The organism is Devosia sp., from assembly GCF_014860165.1.
GTDB lineage: Bacteria > Pseudomonadota > Alphaproteobacteria > Rhizobiales > Devosiaceae > Devosia.
The window spans coordinates 140,433-157,180 of the sequence record NZ_JACZKG010000015.1; the positions used below are offsets into that span (position 1 = coordinate 140,433).

Here is a 16,748-nt window from a genome sequence, read left to right on the forward strand (position 1 = left end):
CCTACTTTCGACGCCTTCCGGCCGTTCTGCCGGGATGGAATTGGGAGGGCGCGATGCCTATCCGAACTACCAGAGCGGACCTTCGAACCCGCTTGCAGGACTTCATACCCAAGATCGTGTTGGCGCCGTCCTTGGCCGCCATCCTGATCTTCGTCTACGGCTTCATCGTGTTCACTGGCTATCTGTCGATGACGGATTCCAAGATGCTGCCGAGCTTCGATTTCGTCGGTCTCGACAACTATGTCCGGCTGTTCAGCCTGCCGGCTTGGAACACCGCCCTGATCAACCTGGTGATCTTTGCCGCGTTGTACATCGCGATCTGCACGGTCATCGGCCTGGGCCTGGCGATCCTGCTCGACCAGAAGATCCGGGGGGAGGGCGTTCTGCGCCCCATCTATCTCTACCCCATGGCCCTCTCGTTCATCGTGACCGGAACAGCCTGGAAGTGGTTCCTCGACCCCGGTTTGGGCCTTGAGAACACCATGCACCTCTGGGGCTGGACCGACTTCCAGTTCAACTGGATCAAGGACCGCCATATGGCGATCTACACCTTGGTCATTGCGGCGGTCTGGCAAACCTCGGGCTTCGTCATGGCGATGTTCCTGGCGGGCCTGCGCGGCATCGACAACGAAATCCTCAAGGCCGCCCAGATCGACGGCGCATCCAATTTCGCCCTCTATCGGCGGATCGTCATCCCGCTGCTACGCCCGGCATTCCTGTCCGCCTTCGTGATCCTCTTCCACATGGCCATCAAGTCCTACGACCTGGTGATCGCCTTGACAGGTGGCGGTCCAGGCCGCGCCACCGAGCTACCCGCGACCTTCATGTATTCCTACACCTTCACCCGCAACTCCATGGGCATTGGTGCGGCGAGCGCCGTGATCATGCTCATGACAGTGGCCGCCATCATGATCCCCTATCTCTACTCCGAACTGGGGGCGAAAAAGGAATGAGTGTCGCCAGCCAGGATACCGCCGTCAAAACCGGTTCGATCGCCAAGGTGTTCATCTACCTGATCCTTGTGCTGTTCGCCCTGTTCTACCTCTTGCCGCTCTACGTCATGCTGACCAACTCGCTGAAACCCCTGAGCGAGATCACCGGCGGCGACATGATGAGCCTGCCCAAGGCCTGGACCATCGAGGCCTGGCTGAGCGCATGGTCGACCGCTCAGGTCGGCGTGTCGCCGACCGGCCTTCGCCCATACTTCATCAACTCGATCCTCATGGTCGTCCCGGCCGTGGCCATCTCCACCGTGCTGGGTGCCCTTAACGGGTACATTCTCACCAAGTGGCGCTTCCGCGGTGACACGCTGCTTTTCGGCCTGATGCTCTTTGCCTGCTTCATCCCGTTCCAGATCGTGCTCATTCCCATGGCGCGCATCCTGGGCATCCTGGGCATAGCAGGCTCCACGCAGGGCCTCGTTCTCGTGCATGTCGTCTACGGCATCGGTTTCTCGACGCTCTATTTCCGCAACTACTACGCTTCGTTTCCCACCGAGCTGGTGCGGGCGGCGATGATCGATGGGGCAGGCTTCTTCCGTATCTTCTGGCGCATCATGCTGCCGGTGTCCGGTCCGATCGCGGTCGTGACGATCATCTGGCAGTTCACCAACATCTGGAACGACTTCCTGTTCGGGGCGTCCTTCGCCGGTCTCAGCGCCATGCCCATGACGGTCGCGCTCAACAACCTGGTCAATTCCTCGACCGGCGTGCGCGAATACAATGTCCATTTCGCCGGCGCCATCATGGCCGCGTTGCCAACGCTGCTTGTCTACATCGTCGCCGGTCGTTTCTTCGTTCGCGGCCTCATGGCCGGTTCCGTGAAAGGTTAAACCCATGGGTTTCCTCGATATCTCACACGTCTCCAAGGCATACGGCTCCGTGCAGGTGCTGCACGAAGTCGATATCTCGGTGGAGGAGGGCGAGTTCATCGTGCTCGTCGGGCCCTCCGGCTGCGGCAAGTCGACCTTGATGAACATGATCGCAGGCCTGGAGCCGATCACCACGGGTGACATCAGCATCCGCGGCCGCCTCATGAACGGCGTGCATCCGTCCAAGCGCAACATCGCCATGGTCTTCCAGAGCTATGCGCTCTACCCGAACATGACCGTGGCCCAGAACATGACGTTCGGCCTCGAAATGCATGGCGTGCCCAAGGCCGAGCGCGACAGACTGCTGGCCGATGTCGCCAGGCTCCTTCAGATCGACCATCTCCTTGAGCGCAAGCCAGGGCATCTTTCGGGCGGTCAGCGCCAGCGCGTAGCGATGGGCCGGGCGCTTGTGCGCAATCCCGACGTGTTCCTGTTCGACGAGCCGCTGTCGAACCTGGATGCCAAGCTTCGCGTCGACATGCGCACCGAGATCAAAAAGCTGCACCAGAAGCTCGGCACGACGATCGTCTATGTGACCCATGACCAGATCGAGGCCCTGACCCTGTCCACCCGCATTGCGGTGATGAACAAGGGCTATATCCAGCAACTCGGGACGCCCAAGGAGATCTACGACACGCCCGCCAACCTGTTCGTCGCGACCTTTATGGGTTCACCGGCAATGAACATCCTGCCGGCCACCATCAAGGTGCGCGACGGCGTCGCCTTTGCCGAAATCGCCGATGCGCAGGGCAGGCTGCAGTCACTCCAGTTCAGCCAGAAGAACCTGGCGAGCTGGGACGGCAAGGAAATCCTGCTCGGAATCCGTCCCGAAGCGATCACCGACATCGATGGCGCGGACCGCAAATCCCAGAACATCCAGCGGTTCTCCAACGTCGTCACTGTCATTGAACCAGCGGGCTCGGACACGTTTGTCACCATGACGGTCTCTGGTCGGGACGTGGTGGCTCGCATGCGCGCTGACGCTTCGGTTGCGGCCCGCGACCGCTTCGAGTTCGCCGTCAACATGGACAAGGCGGTCGTATTCGATCCCAAGACAGAGGCCCGCATTCCCGGATGAACCCCGATGTCATCATCATCGGCTCCGGCATAGGCGGCAGCACCATGGCTGCTGCCCTGGCGCCCTCGGGGCGGCGCATTATGATCCTCGAGAGGGGAGAGCGGCTGCTCGATAGCCCCGAAGCCCGCGATGCCGGCGCCATCTTCGGTCGCGGCCATTTCCGACCGAAGGAGACATGGCTTGATGGCAATGGTCGCGGCTTCAACCCAGGCAACTACTACCTCGCTGGCGGCAACTCGAAGTTCTTTGGAGCGGTGCTCATACGGTACCGACGCGAGGATTTCGCCCCGCTTCGCCATCTCGGTGGCACGACCCCAGGATGGCCGATTTCCTATGATGACCTCGAAGCAGACTACCAGGCGGCCGAGACACTGTATCGAGTTCGTGGCGTTGCCACGGAAGACCCCACCGAACCGCCGCATTCAGGCGCATATCCATTCCCGCCCATACCGGACGAGCCGGCCATCGCTGACCTCCGTCGTCGCCTGAAGTCGGTCGGACTTCATCCGTCCAGTCTCCCCTTGGGCGTTGACATCGACCGCTGGTTGGCCCGGGCCCAGACGCCTTGGGACGCGTACCCCGACACCGTGGGCGCGAAGAGCGACGCAGAGAGTGTTGGCCTTGCTGCCGCGCTCGCCCACGACAACGTAACCCTGGCGACGGGATGCCGAGCCGTGCGTTTGATCGCGGACGCGCATGGGAAAATCACAGGCGTCGAAGTCGAGCGTGGCGGTCGCCGCGAGGTGCTGTCCGCACCGATTGTGGTGCTCAGCGCCGGCGCCGTTCAATCCGCGGCGCTTCTGTTGGGCTCGGCCGACAAGGATCGACCGAATGGTCTGGCCAACAGCTCCGATCAGGTCGGACGCAACTTCATGAACCACAACTGCTCGGCTGTCCTGGCCGTGCATCCCTTTCGAAGGAACGACTCTGTCTATCAGAAGACGTTGATGATCAACGATTTCTATCTGCGCGGCGGGGACGACGACACACCGCTGGGCAATGTCCAGCTGCTGGGCAAAATTTCGGGGCAGATCCTGGCCTCCTCATCGCCTCTGCCGGCTCCCATGGCGAGCTGGATCGCCAAGCGCTCCGTCGACTTTTACGCCATGTCGGAGGACCTGCCGAACCCCGAGAGCCGGGTGACAGTCGAAAACGGCCAGATCAGGCTGGATTGGAAGCGCTCCAACTGGGATGCGCATCTGGCCTTGGTGTCAAAACTCAAGTCCGTCCTGCGCAAGGCTGGGTTCCCCGTCGTCCTGTCGAGTGCTTTCGATCGTCGGACCCCCAGCCATCAATGTGGCACCGCCCGCATGGGGAGTGACCGCAAAAGGGCAGTGGTGGATACGACCTGCCGCAGCTTCGATCACAAGAACCTTTTCATCGTCGACGCATCGGTACTGCCGACGTCCGCAGCGGTGAACCCCGCACTGACGATTGCCGCATTGGCTCTCCGCGCTGCGCGACATGTCACGCAGCACGAGTTCACGGCTTGAGGTGAATCATGGCGGGGACAGGCGGCAACATCCGGATGGTGTTTGAGGGGAATGAGACCTTTCGTCTCCCGGGCCAATGCTATGGTTTTCTCTCAGCCGGCAGACCCTTTGTGTCGCCGAGTCGAGAAGGAACCTGACCATGGCGAACAATGAACGCAGACCGACCATCGTTGACGTGGCCCGCAAGGCAGGCGTCTCCAAGTCCACGGTCAGTCTCGTGCTGCAAAACAGCCCACTCGTGAAAGAGGCCACGCGAGAGCAGGTTCGTGCCGCCATGAACGACATGGGCTACGTCTACAACCGCGCGGCCGCAAAGCTGCGGAACGCCAATCCGGATTTGATTGGCTTGGTCATCAACGATCTGAGGAACCCATTCTTCAGCGAGTTCGCCACCTCGCTCCAGATGGCACTGTCCAGCCGCGGTTACGCAGCCGTCATCGCCAACACCGACGAAAACTCCAAACTGCAGACCGACATGGTCGGAGCAATGATCGAGCATGGTGTTGCCGCGCTCATCATCTCGCCTGCCTATGGCGATGACGCGGCCACCTTCGATGCAATCGAGCGGGCGGGTATTCCGGCCATGCAGGTGCTGCGCAACGTCGATCCAAGAACCGACCTCTTCCCATTTGCAGCGCCGGATTATGTCAGCGGGAGCCGCGCGGCTACCGAACACCTGCTCGCTGGTGGTGCGAAACGGATCGCGTTCGTGGGCGGCCTGGACGGTCGCGGCGTCACCAGGGAGCGTTTGTCCGGATACCTGGACATCCTCAAGGGCAGGGGCATTGAGCCGCTGGTGCTGACCGGGTCCGCTTCGAGAACCTTTGGGCGGCAGATGGCGGGCATCCTGGCCAACGAACATCCGGATGTCGACGCGGTGGTTTGCTTCAACGACCAGGTGGCCTTGGGCCTGCTGTCCGGTTGCGCCGAAATAGGACGAACGGTCGGCTCCGACCTCAAGATCGTGGGCTTCGACGATATCGAGGAAGTGGCGCACAGCTGGCCGGCCCTGAGCTCGGTGCACTGCGACATCGCCGGCTTCGGCAGGTCGATCGCCGAGACGGTCGTTGCCTGGCTCGAGGTTGGAACAGTCCCGCCGCGAGAACACCGGGCGGATGTGTCGCTGGTGGTCCGGCAGTCGAGCAGCGGAAAGCATTGACGGCTCCCGTCAGGGGCGGGCGCCGTCGCAGATAGAGTCAACGGTGCCGCAAGGCCGGAGGAAGAGATGAGAGAAGTTCGCGTTGCCGTCTTGGGAGCGTCCGGTTGGATGGGCAAGGTCCACACCATGGCCTACAATACCTTCCCGCACTTTCTCGGAACGTCCGGGGGCACCGCGCGCGTCGTTGCGCTCGTCGAACACAATCCGGCCCTGCTCAAGGATACCGATATCCGCGCGCCGGGCGCCCGGATCGAGAAGGACTGGCAGTCGGTCATCAATGACCCCGAAATCGACCTGATCGACATCTGCCTGCCCGACAACCTCCATTACGAAGTTGCCAGGGCGGCGCTGCTGGCCGGCAAGCATGTCTATTGCGAGAAGCCCCTGGCCGACACGGCAGAACAGGCCCGTGAACTGGCCGATATCGCCAAGGCCAAAGGCGTCATCACCCGCGTAGGGCACGCCTTTCCGCGCAACCCGGTTCATGATCTGGCCAGGGACATCATCCAGTCCGGCGAAATCGGCGAAATCACCCTGTTCAAGGGCTGCCAGCACGTCGACATGTATGCCGATCCGACGTCGCCCTTCATGTGGCGGGCGGACGGCAGGCTGGCGCCGACCGGCATCGTGGGCGACACCGGATCCCACGTATTCAGCTTCATGGATTTCTTGGTCGGCCGGGTCAGCTCCTTGGTTGCCGACAATATCATCGTCACCAGGAAACGTCCCGTCGTCAGCGGCAGCAATATGGGGCAGGGCGGCAAACTGACCGGTGCCGAGGAAATGGCCGAGGTCACCAACCCGGACGCGACGAACCTTCTGGTGAAATTCGAGAACGGGGCCAGCGGCATCGTCGATTTCAGCCGCGTCGCAACGGGCCGCAAGTTTAAGCAGACCTATGAAGTCTACGGCACCAAGGGAAGCATCGCCTACGACTACGACGAAGTGAACCGCCTCCGCTTCTATTCCAACGATGATCGCGAGGGGCGCCGCGGCTTCCGCGAGATCGACGTCGGTACCGAGAACGAAACGTTCAGGGCGTTCCTTCCGCTGCCGAATTTCGCGCTCGGCTACAACGAGAGCAAGATCATAGAGGCATTCGAGGTCATCCGTTCGATCACGACGAATACCTTGGCTTGGCCGACCTTCGAGACCGGTCACCACATCTGCCAGATCATCGATGCATGCATGGAGTCCTCACGGACCCGCGCCTGGGTCGACATCCCGGCAGTGGCCTCCTGATGCCGAAAACACCCCACTCCGGCACGCACTCCACGAGTGCGTCTCCGACCTGCCACGCCCTTTGTGGAGGCCACTATGACCATTGACGTCCCGCAATCCATCCTGGACGACCTCACCGACGTCGATATGCCCAGGCTTGCCAACGAGCCGGCCTCGGACGAATCCGTAACAATCGACGGCCTGGGTCTCCCGATCTATCGCTATGGGTGCGTAATCGTTGGTTCGGGCGCCGCGGGCCTGCGGGCCGCCGTCGAGCTGAAGCGCCGAGGCGACGATGTCGCCGTGGTCAGCCAGAGCGCCTGGGGTGGGACGTCCGCATGCTCCGGCTCGGATAAGCAGACCCTGCATACAGCCAACACTGCCGACCATGGCGATGATTTCCGCGCCATGGCTCGCGCGATCCGTGCAGGCGGCTCCATGGATGAGGACACCGCCTATGTCGAGGCAGTTGGCTCGGCGCGGATGATGGCCTCGCTACAGTTCATGGGCCTCCCGCTGCCTCAGGAGCGCCTGGGCGGTACTCTGCGATACCAGACCGACCATGACGAGGTCGGGCGTGCAACCAGTTGCGGTCCGCGGACGTCCCGTCTGATGGTCAAGGTGCTGGCCGAAGAAGCCATCAGGCTGCAGGTCCCGATCTACAATCAGACGACCGCAGTCAGGATCCTGACGGCAGACGAAGGTAGCCGCAGGGTCGTCGGCATCCTGGTATCGCGCTCGGCAGATCGGTCCGACGCAAATCCGCTGGGCCTTGCCATCTTCCGCTGCAACGTCCTGGTGCTGGCCGCCGGCGGCCCCGGCGAACTTTACCGCGACAGCGTCTACCCTAACGGCTGCTTCGGCTCTTTGGGTCTCGCCCTTGAGGCAGGCATCGAACTGGTCAACCTGACAGAGAGCCAGTTCGGCATCGGTACCCGGCGCGAAGGATTTCCCTGGAACCTCTCGGGCACTTATGTGCAGGCGATGCCGCACATCTATTCGGTGGACGATGAGGGCAGGGAGCACCACTTCCTGGCGGACTATTACCGAACCACGCAGGAACTCGCGTCCAACGTGTTCCGCAAAGGCTACCAATGGCCCTTCCACTCCACGCGCATGCTGGGGTTCGGCTCCAGCCTCGTCGACCTTGCGATCTACCGGGAGTCGGCGGCCGGTCGGCGCGTGTTCATGGATTTCAACCGCAATCCCCTGACCGTGGAGGGGGACCAGGCATTCTCTCTCGAACGCCTCGATGATGATGTGAGCCGTTACCTCGGCAATGCGGGTGCGACCCAGGAGCTGCCGATCGATCGGTTGGCGCACATGAACCCGTTGGCGATCGAACTTTACCGTCGCTACAAGATAGACATCGCCATCGAGCCGCTGGAATTCGCAGTGAACAACCAGCACATGAACGGCGGCGTGATGGTCGACGTCTGGGGCCAAAGCAACCTGTCGGGATGTTACGCCATAGGCGAGGCCGCCGGCACGCATGGCGTGACCCGCCCCGGCGGTGCCGCGCTCAATGCCGGGCAGGTGTTCGGAACCCGCGCTGCCGAGCATATCGCTGCGTCCGGCAATGCCCGGTCGGCGCCCTCTGTCGATCCCGACAACCTTGGCATCGTCGAGCTTGGGCAATTGCAGCACGTCATTCGTGCCGACAGCCCGATCGCCATGAAGAGCGTACGAGCTGAAGTGCAGGCCCGGATGAGTGATCGCGCAGGGATCATCTGCGATCCCACGGGTGTCAGCTCCGCGCTGCGGGAGGCGGGAGCGCTCAATGCCAATATTTGTGCGAACGGCATCGCCTATGGCCATGCGGCCGAAGCCGTAAGGGCCGCGCAATGGCAGCAGATGGCCCTGGCCTCCGAGGCCGTTCTCGCCGCTCTCGACCACTACATCCGGGACGGCGGCGGCAGCCGCGGGGCGCGGACAATCTGTGACCCAGCCGGCGACGACGCGCCGACCACGAAGTCGGGTGTGCTCGAGGAATTTCGCTTTCGCAGGGAGCGGGCAGAGCACAAGGCGGAACAGATCGTCGTCAGGTTCGACGGCAGTGCGATTCAGGTCACAACGCGACCAAATCGGTTTCTCGATGAAACCCAGAAGTCGTTCTTCGAGCGCGATTGGCCAGATTGGCTGACCGGCCGGATTTATGCGGCTTAGCGTGGCGATGCCGCCCGGAGCCAAGCTGTTTTAAGGAGACACGATGTCGCAAGCGTATGACTTCATTATCGTCGGCGGCGGCTCTGCCGGCTGCGTTCTCGCCGCTCGTCTGAGCGAGAATCCCGACGTCAAGGTCCTGCTCCTCGAGGCAGGCGGCCGCGACTGGCATCCGTTTTACCATCTCCCCGCCGGCTTCGCGAAGATGACCAAGGGCATCGGCAGCTGGGGCTGGCACACCGTCCCGCAGAAGCACATGAACGACATGGTCATCCGCTACACCCAGGCCAAGGTGATCGGCGGCGGCTCCTCCATCAACGCCCAGATCTACACACGCGGCAACGCCCTCGACTACGACGAATGGCGGCAGATGGGCTGCATCGGCTGGGGGTATGAAGATGTACTGCCGTACTTCCGCAAGGCCGAGGATAACGACACCTTCAACGATCGCTATCACGGGCAGGGGGGACCACTGGGCGTCAGCAAGCCGGCCGCGCCGTTGCCGATCTGCGAAGCCTATTTCAAGGCCGCCGGTGAACTCGGCATCCCGCGCAACCATGACATGACCGGCGAAAGCCAGGACGGCGTGGGCTACTATCAGCTGACGCAGCGCCACGTGCGCCGCTCGTCAACCTCGATCGCCTATCTCGGCCCTATCAGGGGCAAGCGCCCCAACCTTACGGTCCGTACCGACGCGCAGGTTCTGCGCATCGTCGTCGAGCGGGGCAGGGCGGTCGGCGTCGAACTCGCGGGCGAGGGTGTGGTCCGCGCGGGCAAGGAAGTGCTGCTCTCGTCCGGAGCCATCGGTTCGCCTCGCCTGCTTCAACTATCGGGCATCGGACCGGCAGGCCACCTTTCCGGGCTCGGCATCGACGTCGTGTTCGACCAGCCCGAAGTCGGCTCGAACCTGCAGGACCACCTGGACTTGTTCGTCATTGCGGAGTGCACGGGGCCGCACACCTATGACAAATACGCCAAGCCGCACTGGTCGGCCGTGGCCGGCCTGCAATATCTGCTGACCAGGACCGGTCCGGTGGCCTCAAGCCTCTTCGAGACCGGCGGCTTCTGGTACGCCGACAAGAATGCCCGCTCGCCCGACATTCAGTTCCATCTTGGTCTGGGGTCCGGCATCGAAGCGGGTGTCGAGACCATGAAGCAAGGCGGCGTCACGCTGAACTCGGCCTACTTGCGCCCCCGGTCGCGAGGATCGGTGCGTCTGGCCAGTTCCGACCCCGGGGCCGCCCCGCTCATCGACCCGAACTACTGGGCCGACCCTTACGACCGGGAGATGTCCATCCGCGGCCTGAAGCTGGCCCAGGAAATAATGAGCCAGAATGCGCTGAAGCCCTATGTCAAAGCCGAGAGGCTGCCTGGCCCCAACGTGAAGTCCGATCAGGACTACTTCGAATATGCATGCCGCCACGCCAAGACGGATCATCACCCCGCCGGCACATGTCGAATGGGGCCCGACGACAATGCGGTCGTAGACAATGAACTCCGGTTCAACGGCATCTCCGGCCTGAGAGTGATCGATGCGTCGATCATGCCGACCGTTGTCTCCGCCAACACAAACGCCACGGCGATCATGATCGGCGAAAAGGGGGCCGACCTGGTCAAGGCGTCACACGGGTTCTAGGGATGGAAGCTTGAAGTTATGCCTCCGCGTCAGTGGCGCATAGGACCGCAGCGCTTCGATAAAGCTTTAGCCATTGTGCCAACACCTCGGCAGCCTTGAGCCTCTATGCTCATGGCCATGCGTGAACGCCGAGCATTGCCCCGTGAAATGGTCCATCTGGAGGCCACCATCGTTACCGTCGATGGTGTTGTCCGCTTCGATGGCGCAGTCCTCAACATGACCGATACGGGGGCGCGCGTTGACATCCCGCCCGATTACGAGCTCCCTGAGAGCTTCTACATGCTGATGCCCAACCATCGCATGCAGCCCTGCCGGCTGGTCTGGCGCGAGGGCAAGCGCGTCGGCATCCGGTTCGAGAGCTAGGTCGGCCCCGGCCTGCTGCCCCCGGGCCGGCTAATAGCGCGGCGGCAGCGGCAGGGCATAGGCCTCAATCACGATCAGCGCGTGATAGGCCGGCTGATAATGCTCCGCCTGGCACCTGAGCAGCGATGCAATCGCCCGCGACGAGCCCCGCAGCGACAGGCCGAGCGTGCCCGTGAGCGGCGCGTTGCCGGCCAGGCTCGCATCGTGGAGATAGAGGTCCAGCCGCGATCCGGCGGCCACTTCCGCAAGGAAATGCGCCCTTATGCCCGGATAGATATGGACCCCGTCATAGCTGTCCGCGGCCCCGACGAATTGACGCCATTCATAGCCGCCGACCTGCCAGGTGGATCGGGCATTGCGGGGCAGGTTCACCCCTTTGACAAAGGCGTAGGTCGGCCCCAGCGGCGCCCCATAAAAGCCGACCGTCACTCCGTTCTGCTCGGTCGCGGCCACGCATAACGGGCCAGCCGGCGTGTCCCGCAGCGAAAACGACCATCCGGCTCCCCCCGCCAGCGCCGGGGCCTGCAGAAAGGCGGCGATAAACAGTGCAATCACAATGCGCATGGAATTCTCCTCCCCTGCATCCTGGCCCGCAATGCTCTAAGCGCCGGATAGGGGGACACCTGGCATTTTATGATACTTTGCGGGGCGCCAGAGAACCTGCGCCATTGCGCGCGCTTGGAAGCGACGCCATTGGCGGGTAGGACTCTGCCTGCGGCCCTCTCGCTGGCCGCGCAATGCGCCGGGGACCCAAGCCGATGAAGCCGTTGCTCCATGATAGCCTCAACATCGCGCTGTTGACCATCGCCTTGCTGGGCCTGCTGTCCGGCCTCGGCCTCTTGCTGGTGGACCGGGCGGATATGGCGACCGTGGCCTGGACCTTGGGCGTCATCCCCGTGCTGGCGGCCCTCGTTTTCGAGATCGTCGCCAGCCTCGCCAAGGGCGAGGTCGGGCTCGATATCGTAGCCGCCCTGTCCATGTCCGCGGCCCTGCTGTTCGGCGAAACCTTGGCGGCGGCCGTCGTGGCGCTGATGTATGCGGGCGGCTCCTTTCTTGAGAGCTTTGCCGAAGGCCGCGCGCGCCGCGAGATGAGCGATCTCCTCTCCCGCGTGCCGCGCACCGCCACCCGGCACCGCAATGGCGCGCTCGATGAAGTCCCGCTGGACGAGATCGCGCCGGGCGATCTCCTGCTGATCCGCCAGGGCGACGTGGCGCCGGTGGATGGCACGGTCGAGAGCGACCGGGCTCTGCTCGACCAGTCGGCGCTCACAGGCGAATCCATGCCCCAGCGGCTTAATCGCGGCCAGGACGTGATGAGCGGCTCGACCAATGCCGCCGACGCCTTCGATCTCCGCGCCACCCGTCGCGCCGCCGACAGCACCTATGCGGGCATAGTCCGGCTGGTGGAAGCGGCGCAGGCTTCAAAGGCTCCCATGGCCCGGCTGGCCGACCGCTATTCGCTGCTGTTTCTCGCCGTCACCGTCGTGCTCGCCACTGCCGCCTGGTGGTTCACCGGCGATCCGATCCGGGCCGTGGCGGTGCTGGTCGTGGCCACCCCTTGCCCGCTGATCCTGGCCGTTCCGGTTGCACTGGTCGCTGGCCTGTCGCGCGCTGCCCATTATGGCGTGCTGATCAAGGGCGCCAAGCCACTCGAGGCCCTGGCCCGGATCAACACCCTGATCCTCGACAAGACCGGTACGCTCACCGATGGCCGGCCGCAGATCGTATCGATCGAGACCGTCGCGCAGCCGGAGGACCAGGTGCTCTATTTCGCCGCCGCGCTGGAGCAGGCGTCCAAGCACCCCATGGCCCAGGCCATTGTCGCTGCAGCCCGGGCGCGTGGCATGGCTTTGCCCGTACCCGCAAGCGTGGTCGAGACGCCGGGCGAGGGCCTTTCCGGCACAGTCGACGGCAGGCATGTCATCGTCGGCGGCCCTGCTTTCGTCCTGTCGCGCATCGGTGCTCCCGCGCCCCATGCCGAGGGAACCGATACCGGTTCTGCCCTGGTTGCCCTGGCGGTCGACGGCGTTCTGGCAGGCCAGCTCGTGCTGGCCGATACCCTGCGCTCGGGCACATCAGAACTCCTGGCCGGCCTGCGCCGCCTGGGCATCGCCCGCATCCTGCTGGCCACCGGAGATCGCCGCGCCGTGGCCGAGGCGGTCACTGCAGGCCTCGACTTCGACGCGGTGCGGGCCGATCTCACGCCCGACCAGAAAGTCCTGCTGGTGCTGACCGAGCACAAGCACGGCCCGGTCATGATGGTCGGCGATGGCGTCAACGATGCACCAGCTTTGGCCGCCGCCGATGTCGGCGTCGCCATGGGCGCGCGCGGTGCCGCCGCCTCCGCCGAAGCCGCCGACGTGGTGCTGCTGGTCGATCACCTCGATCGCCTGCTGCCCGGGATCGAGGTGGCGCAACGCGCCCGGGCCATCGCCCTCCAGAGCGTTGCCGCCGGCATAGGCCTCTCCGTCGCCGGGATGATCGCCGCCGCCTTCGGCTATCTCACACCGGTACAGGGCGCCCTGCTGCAGGAAGTCATCGACGTCGCCGTCATCCTCAACGCGCTCCGCGCCCTGCGCATCATGCCGCGGGGTCCGGCGTCGCGCGAGCAGTCGCAGTGATCAGGCCATCGTCCCGATCACCGCTATCGCCCCGGCAACCAGCGCGATGAGCACGAAATAGACCACTCGCCCATCCGGCGGCACGGCCTCGGGATGATTGATCTGCGAACCGGCCTCGAGCTTGCGCTCGGTGGGCGTCGGACTATTCCCGCCCGCCTCGGCATCGGTGCCCAAGGGCGCAGCTGCGGGGTCGGGGTGTCCCACCTTTTCTCCGGTGGCCCCGCTATCGGTAGCATTCCTGATCTGGTCTGTGGTTGGGGCTTGGGTCATGGCCATCTCCTCGATCAAGAGAGCAATGGCCAACGGGCCGGGGTCGTTCCAGGAGGTCGTGGGAACCACACCGGCCCAACGCGTTCCACGGGCACCTCGACCCTCCCGATCACATCCTCGTCAGCGGCGAACTGAACTGCCGGGTCGGGCGTTGATCTGGTGCAGGTTTGCCCCTGCGACCTCCAGACTTCCCGTATTTGACCCCGGCTGATGCACACGGCCGGGGCTTTTTTTGTGCACTGGCCGACCGCCCGGCTCAAAGCTCCTTCTCCGCCAGTTCCCTGAATGCATCCGGCACGGCGCGCGGCGCCTCCAGCACCACCGATCCATAGCCGATGGCCTCCCAGCCGAACCGGCCGCGCACCGCATCCATGGCCCGGTCAGCCTGCCAGCGGGCTGCACCGCCTTGCGCACCAGGGCGCCGCTTCTCGTCGGCGAGACCAAGACCGAATTCGAGCTGCAGGCCCTCTGCAGGCGCCAGATGCGACACCGAAATGGCCAGCAGCGATATGAAGCGCTCTCCCGGAAAATCCTGTCGCACGCTCCGCACCAGGTCTTCCGCCACTTCCGCCAGGATCGCTGTCGCCGCCACCGCAGCCGGCAGGGTCATCGCTCGCGTCACCGCCCGCAGATCGGCAAAGCGTACCCGTACGGTTACCGTTCGCCCCGATAGCGACTTGTTGCGCAGGCGCGAGCCGATGCGGTCGGCCAGCATTCGCAATGTCGGTCGGAACACCCGCTCCTCGAATGGCTTCCGGCCAAGCGCTGATTGGGCCCCGGCCGAGCGGGCGCGGCGGTGGGTTTCGATGACGCGCGGGTCGCGGTTCCAGGCCAGCGCCGCCAGCTTCTGCCCGGCCGCCTGGCCTATCAGCCTTTCCAGCGATTGCCCCGGCATCTCGGCCAGCTGCCCGATGGTGCGAATGCCGGCATCGGCCAGCTTGGCGCTGGTCACCGGCCCCACGCCCCACATCAGGTCGACAGGCAACTCGTGCAGGAATTCGGTCTCCCGCGCCGGGTCGATCACCACCAGTCCATCCGGCTTGGCCACCTGCGAGCCGATCTTGGCCAGGTGCTTGGTCCGTGCCACCCCCACCGAAATGGGCAGGCCCAGCTCCTCGCGCACCCGCCGCCTTATGGTCTGGGCGATAGCGGCAGGCGGGCCGAACAGATGCGCCGTGCCGGCAACATCGGCAAAGGCCTCGTCGATGGAAATGCGCTCCACCAGCGGCGTGTAGTCGCCCAGCACGGCAATGGCCGCGTCGCCCAGCCGCTGATATTCGCTGAAATGGCCGCCGACGAACAACAGTTGCGGACACAGCTCCCGCGCCTGCCGCCCCGGCATGCCGCCGCGCACGCCAAAGGCCTTGGCCTCATAGGATGCCGCCAGCACTACACCGCCGCCCACGGCAATGGGTCGGCCGCGCAGCGCGGGGTCGAGCAATTGCTCCACCGACGCATAGAACGCGTCCAGATCGGCGTGAAGGATCGTCGCCTCGGCCAAGCCCGCACCTGTTCTGCGCTGTTGCAGAACATAAAGGGAACAAAATCAGCCAGACGTCAAGCCTGCACTAACCGTCGGCGACGAAATCTAGCCCAGCGACGGGTTGAACCGGGCCCGCGCCATCTGCCGCTCGATATCGGCCAGCAGGCCCGGCAATTCGCCCGGAGACCGGATGGTGTAGCGGGGCACTTCATGCGCTTCGGCCGGAATGTGGCTGCGTTTCTTGGACCAGTTCTGCCAGATGCTGATAATGCCTAGTCGGTTGGCGCCACCGATATCGCGCTCAAGATGGTTGCCTACCATGACGATGGCCTCGGCATCCTCATCGCCTAGCCCCAATGCCGTCATGGCCTGCTCGAACATGCGCCGGTCGGGCTTTTCACAGCCCGCGGATTCGGAGATGACCTGGGCGTGAAAATGCGGCGCAATGCCGTGGCCGCCCAGGATGGTGTCGAAGCTGCGCACCCGGCCGTCGGCCACCAGGGCGATGCGATACCCGTCGCTGGCCAGCGCGCGCACCATTTCGAGTGCGCCGGGGATCAGGCCCGCTTCGATCACATAGCCGTCGGCGTCGAAAACCTCGGTTGCTTCGTTGACCAGCGTGTCGCCGCTGTCGAGGAACACGGCCTTGAGCAGGGGCTGCTCCTGCCGCACCTGCGCCAGCACCGCCTTGACCCGCCCAGGGATCCACGCCGCCAGCCCCTCCCAGCTCAGCAGTTCCGCCTCCGCCAGGTCGAAATGCCGGCCAAAGCTGAAGGTCGGCAGAAAGGCGCGGGCCTGCAGGTAGCGCTTGACGGCCCGGTGGTCCTCGGCGGTCACTTCGTCGAGTTCCGCGCGGAACATGTCGTTGATCAGCACGCCGTCGCGTCCCGCCAGTTCCTGGCAGCAGACGGTGGTCAGTTCCTGGGTCTTTCCCTGTTCTTCCGCTGTCGCCGTGAACGCATGCTTGCCCGGCGTCGATACCAGCGTCACCCGCCCGTCCTGCAGCGGCAGGCCGCCATCGGCGCCTTTCATGGCGAACTTGCCGCCATGCGAGCTGGCTTCCACGCCCACCACACCGTCAGCAGCGTCGAGCTTGAGCCAGATATGCTCCAGTTCGTAGAGGTGCTGGATGTCCCAGTCCCACCAGATGGCATATTCGATGACCTTGGCCACCCCGGCCTCTAAGCCGATATCGAGCCGGCTCGACGGCGAGCGGCCAGGGGCTTCCAGCACCGATATGCCGACATGGCTGGGCAGGAATGGCTCGTTGTCGCCAAACCGGATCACCGGCGCCAGGCGCCGCGCCAATGCGATATCCACGCTCGTGACCGGCCGGCTCAGTGATGACATGGAAGGCTTCCTCGAACGCTGTATTGGACGTTCATCCTTGT

General features: G+C 64.1%; 14 protein-coding genes. 10 read left to right on the top strand and 4 right to left on the bottom strand.

Features of this window, described 5'->3' with window-relative positions; genetic code table 11:
* Positions 1-53 precede the first annotated feature (53 nt).
* The 9 genes from IH615_RS04165 (at position 54) to IH615_RS04205 (ending at position 10,983) form a co-directional block, all read left to right on the top strand.
* The gene (locus IH615_RS04165; protein ID WP_291360055.1) at positions 54-953 is read left to right on the top strand and encodes a sugar ABC transporter permease; all 900 of its coding nucleotides are present in this window, start codon (positions 54-56) and stop codon (positions 951-953) included.
* A complete protein-coding gene (locus tag IH615_RS04170; RefSeq protein WP_291360056.1) occupies positions 950-1,831 on the top strand; it encodes a carbohydrate ABC transporter permease in 882 nt (293 codons plus the stop codon). Before IH615_RS04165 ends, IH615_RS04170 begins: the two co-directional genes overlap by 4 nt.
* 4 nt (positions 1,832-1,835) lie before the next feature.
* Positions 1,836-2,948, top strand: coding sequence for a sn-glycerol-3-phosphate ABC transporter ATP-binding protein UgpC (ugpC, locus tag IH615_RS04175; protein ID WP_291360058.1), 1,113 nt, complete (start codon positions 1,836-1,838; stop codon positions 2,946-2,948).
* Positions 2,945-4,441, top strand: a complete 1,497-nt coding sequence (locus IH615_RS04180) for a GMC family oxidoreductase (protein WP_291360059.1) — start codon at positions 2,945-2,947, stop codon at positions 4,439-4,441. The genes ugpC and IH615_RS04180 overlap by 4 nt, the downstream gene beginning before the upstream one ends.
* A 139-nt stretch (positions 4,442-4,580) precedes the next feature.
* On the top strand, positions 4,581-5,600 hold the full coding sequence (locus tag IH615_RS04185; protein ID WP_291360060.1) for a LacI family DNA-binding transcriptional regulator: 1,020 nt from the start codon (positions 4,581-4,583) through the stop codon (positions 5,598-5,600).
* A 66-nt stretch (positions 5,601-5,666) separates the two neighbouring features.
* Positions 5,667-6,842, top strand: coding sequence for a Gfo/Idh/MocA family oxidoreductase (locus IH615_RS04190; RefSeq protein ID WP_291360062.1), 1,176 nt, complete (start codon positions 5,667-5,669; stop codon positions 6,840-6,842).
* Positions 6,843-6,917: 75 nt separating this feature from the next.
* Positions 6,918-8,987, top strand: coding sequence for an FAD-binding protein (locus tag IH615_RS04195; protein WP_291360064.1), 2,070 nt, complete (start codon positions 6,918-6,920; stop codon positions 8,985-8,987).
* A 43-nt stretch (positions 8,988-9,030) separates the two neighbouring features.
* Positions 9,031-10,620, top strand: a complete 1,590-nt coding sequence (locus IH615_RS04200; RefSeq protein WP_291360066.1) for a GMC family oxidoreductase N-terminal domain-containing protein — start codon at positions 9,031-9,033, stop codon at positions 10,618-10,620.
* Positions 10,621-10,731: 111 nt separating this feature from the next.
* Positions 10,732-10,983 carry a PilZ domain-containing protein gene (locus tag IH615_RS04205; RefSeq protein ID WP_291360068.1) on the top strand — a complete coding sequence of 84 codons (252 nt, stop codon included), beginning with the start codon at positions 10,732-10,734 and terminating at the stop codon, positions 10,981-10,983.
* Between the two features lie 30 nt (positions 10,984-11,013).
* Here the strand turns inward: IH615_RS04205 and IH615_RS04210 are convergent, their stop codons facing one another.
* Positions 11,014-11,547 carry a hypothetical protein gene (locus IH615_RS04210; RefSeq protein WP_291360069.1) on the bottom strand — a complete coding sequence of 178 codons (534 nt, stop codon included), beginning with the start codon at positions 11,545-11,547 and terminating at the stop codon, positions 11,014-11,016.
* A 194-nt stretch (positions 11,548-11,741) separates the two neighbouring features.
* Between IH615_RS04210 and IH615_RS04215 the strand changes: the two genes are divergently transcribed.
* The gene (locus tag IH615_RS04215) at positions 11,742-13,604 is read left to right on the top strand and encodes a heavy metal translocating P-type ATPase (RefSeq protein WP_291360070.1); all 1,863 of its coding nucleotides are present in this window, start codon (positions 11,742-11,744) and stop codon (positions 13,602-13,604) included.
* Here IH615_RS04215 and IH615_RS04220 read toward each other — a convergent pair whose 3' ends face one another.
* From IH615_RS04220 to IH615_RS04230, 3 genes are all read right to left on the bottom strand, one after another.
* A complete protein-coding gene (locus IH615_RS04220; RefSeq protein WP_291360071.1) occupies positions 13,605-13,874 on the bottom strand; it encodes a hypothetical protein in 270 nt (89 codons plus the stop codon). It abuts the gene before it with no gap.
* A 256-nt stretch (positions 13,875-14,130) separates the two neighbouring features.
* Positions 14,131-15,375 carry a DNA polymerase IV gene (gene dinB, locus IH615_RS04225; RefSeq protein WP_291360072.1) on the bottom strand — a complete coding sequence of 415 codons (1,245 nt, stop codon included), beginning with the start codon at positions 15,373-15,375 and terminating at the stop codon, positions 14,131-14,133.
* 87 nt (positions 15,376-15,462) lie between these two features.
* Positions 15,463-16,707, bottom strand: a complete 1,245-nt coding sequence (locus IH615_RS04230) for an HAD family hydrolase (protein ID WP_291360074.1) — start codon at positions 16,705-16,707, stop codon at positions 15,463-15,465.
* Positions 16,708-16,748: the final 41 nt, after the last annotated feature.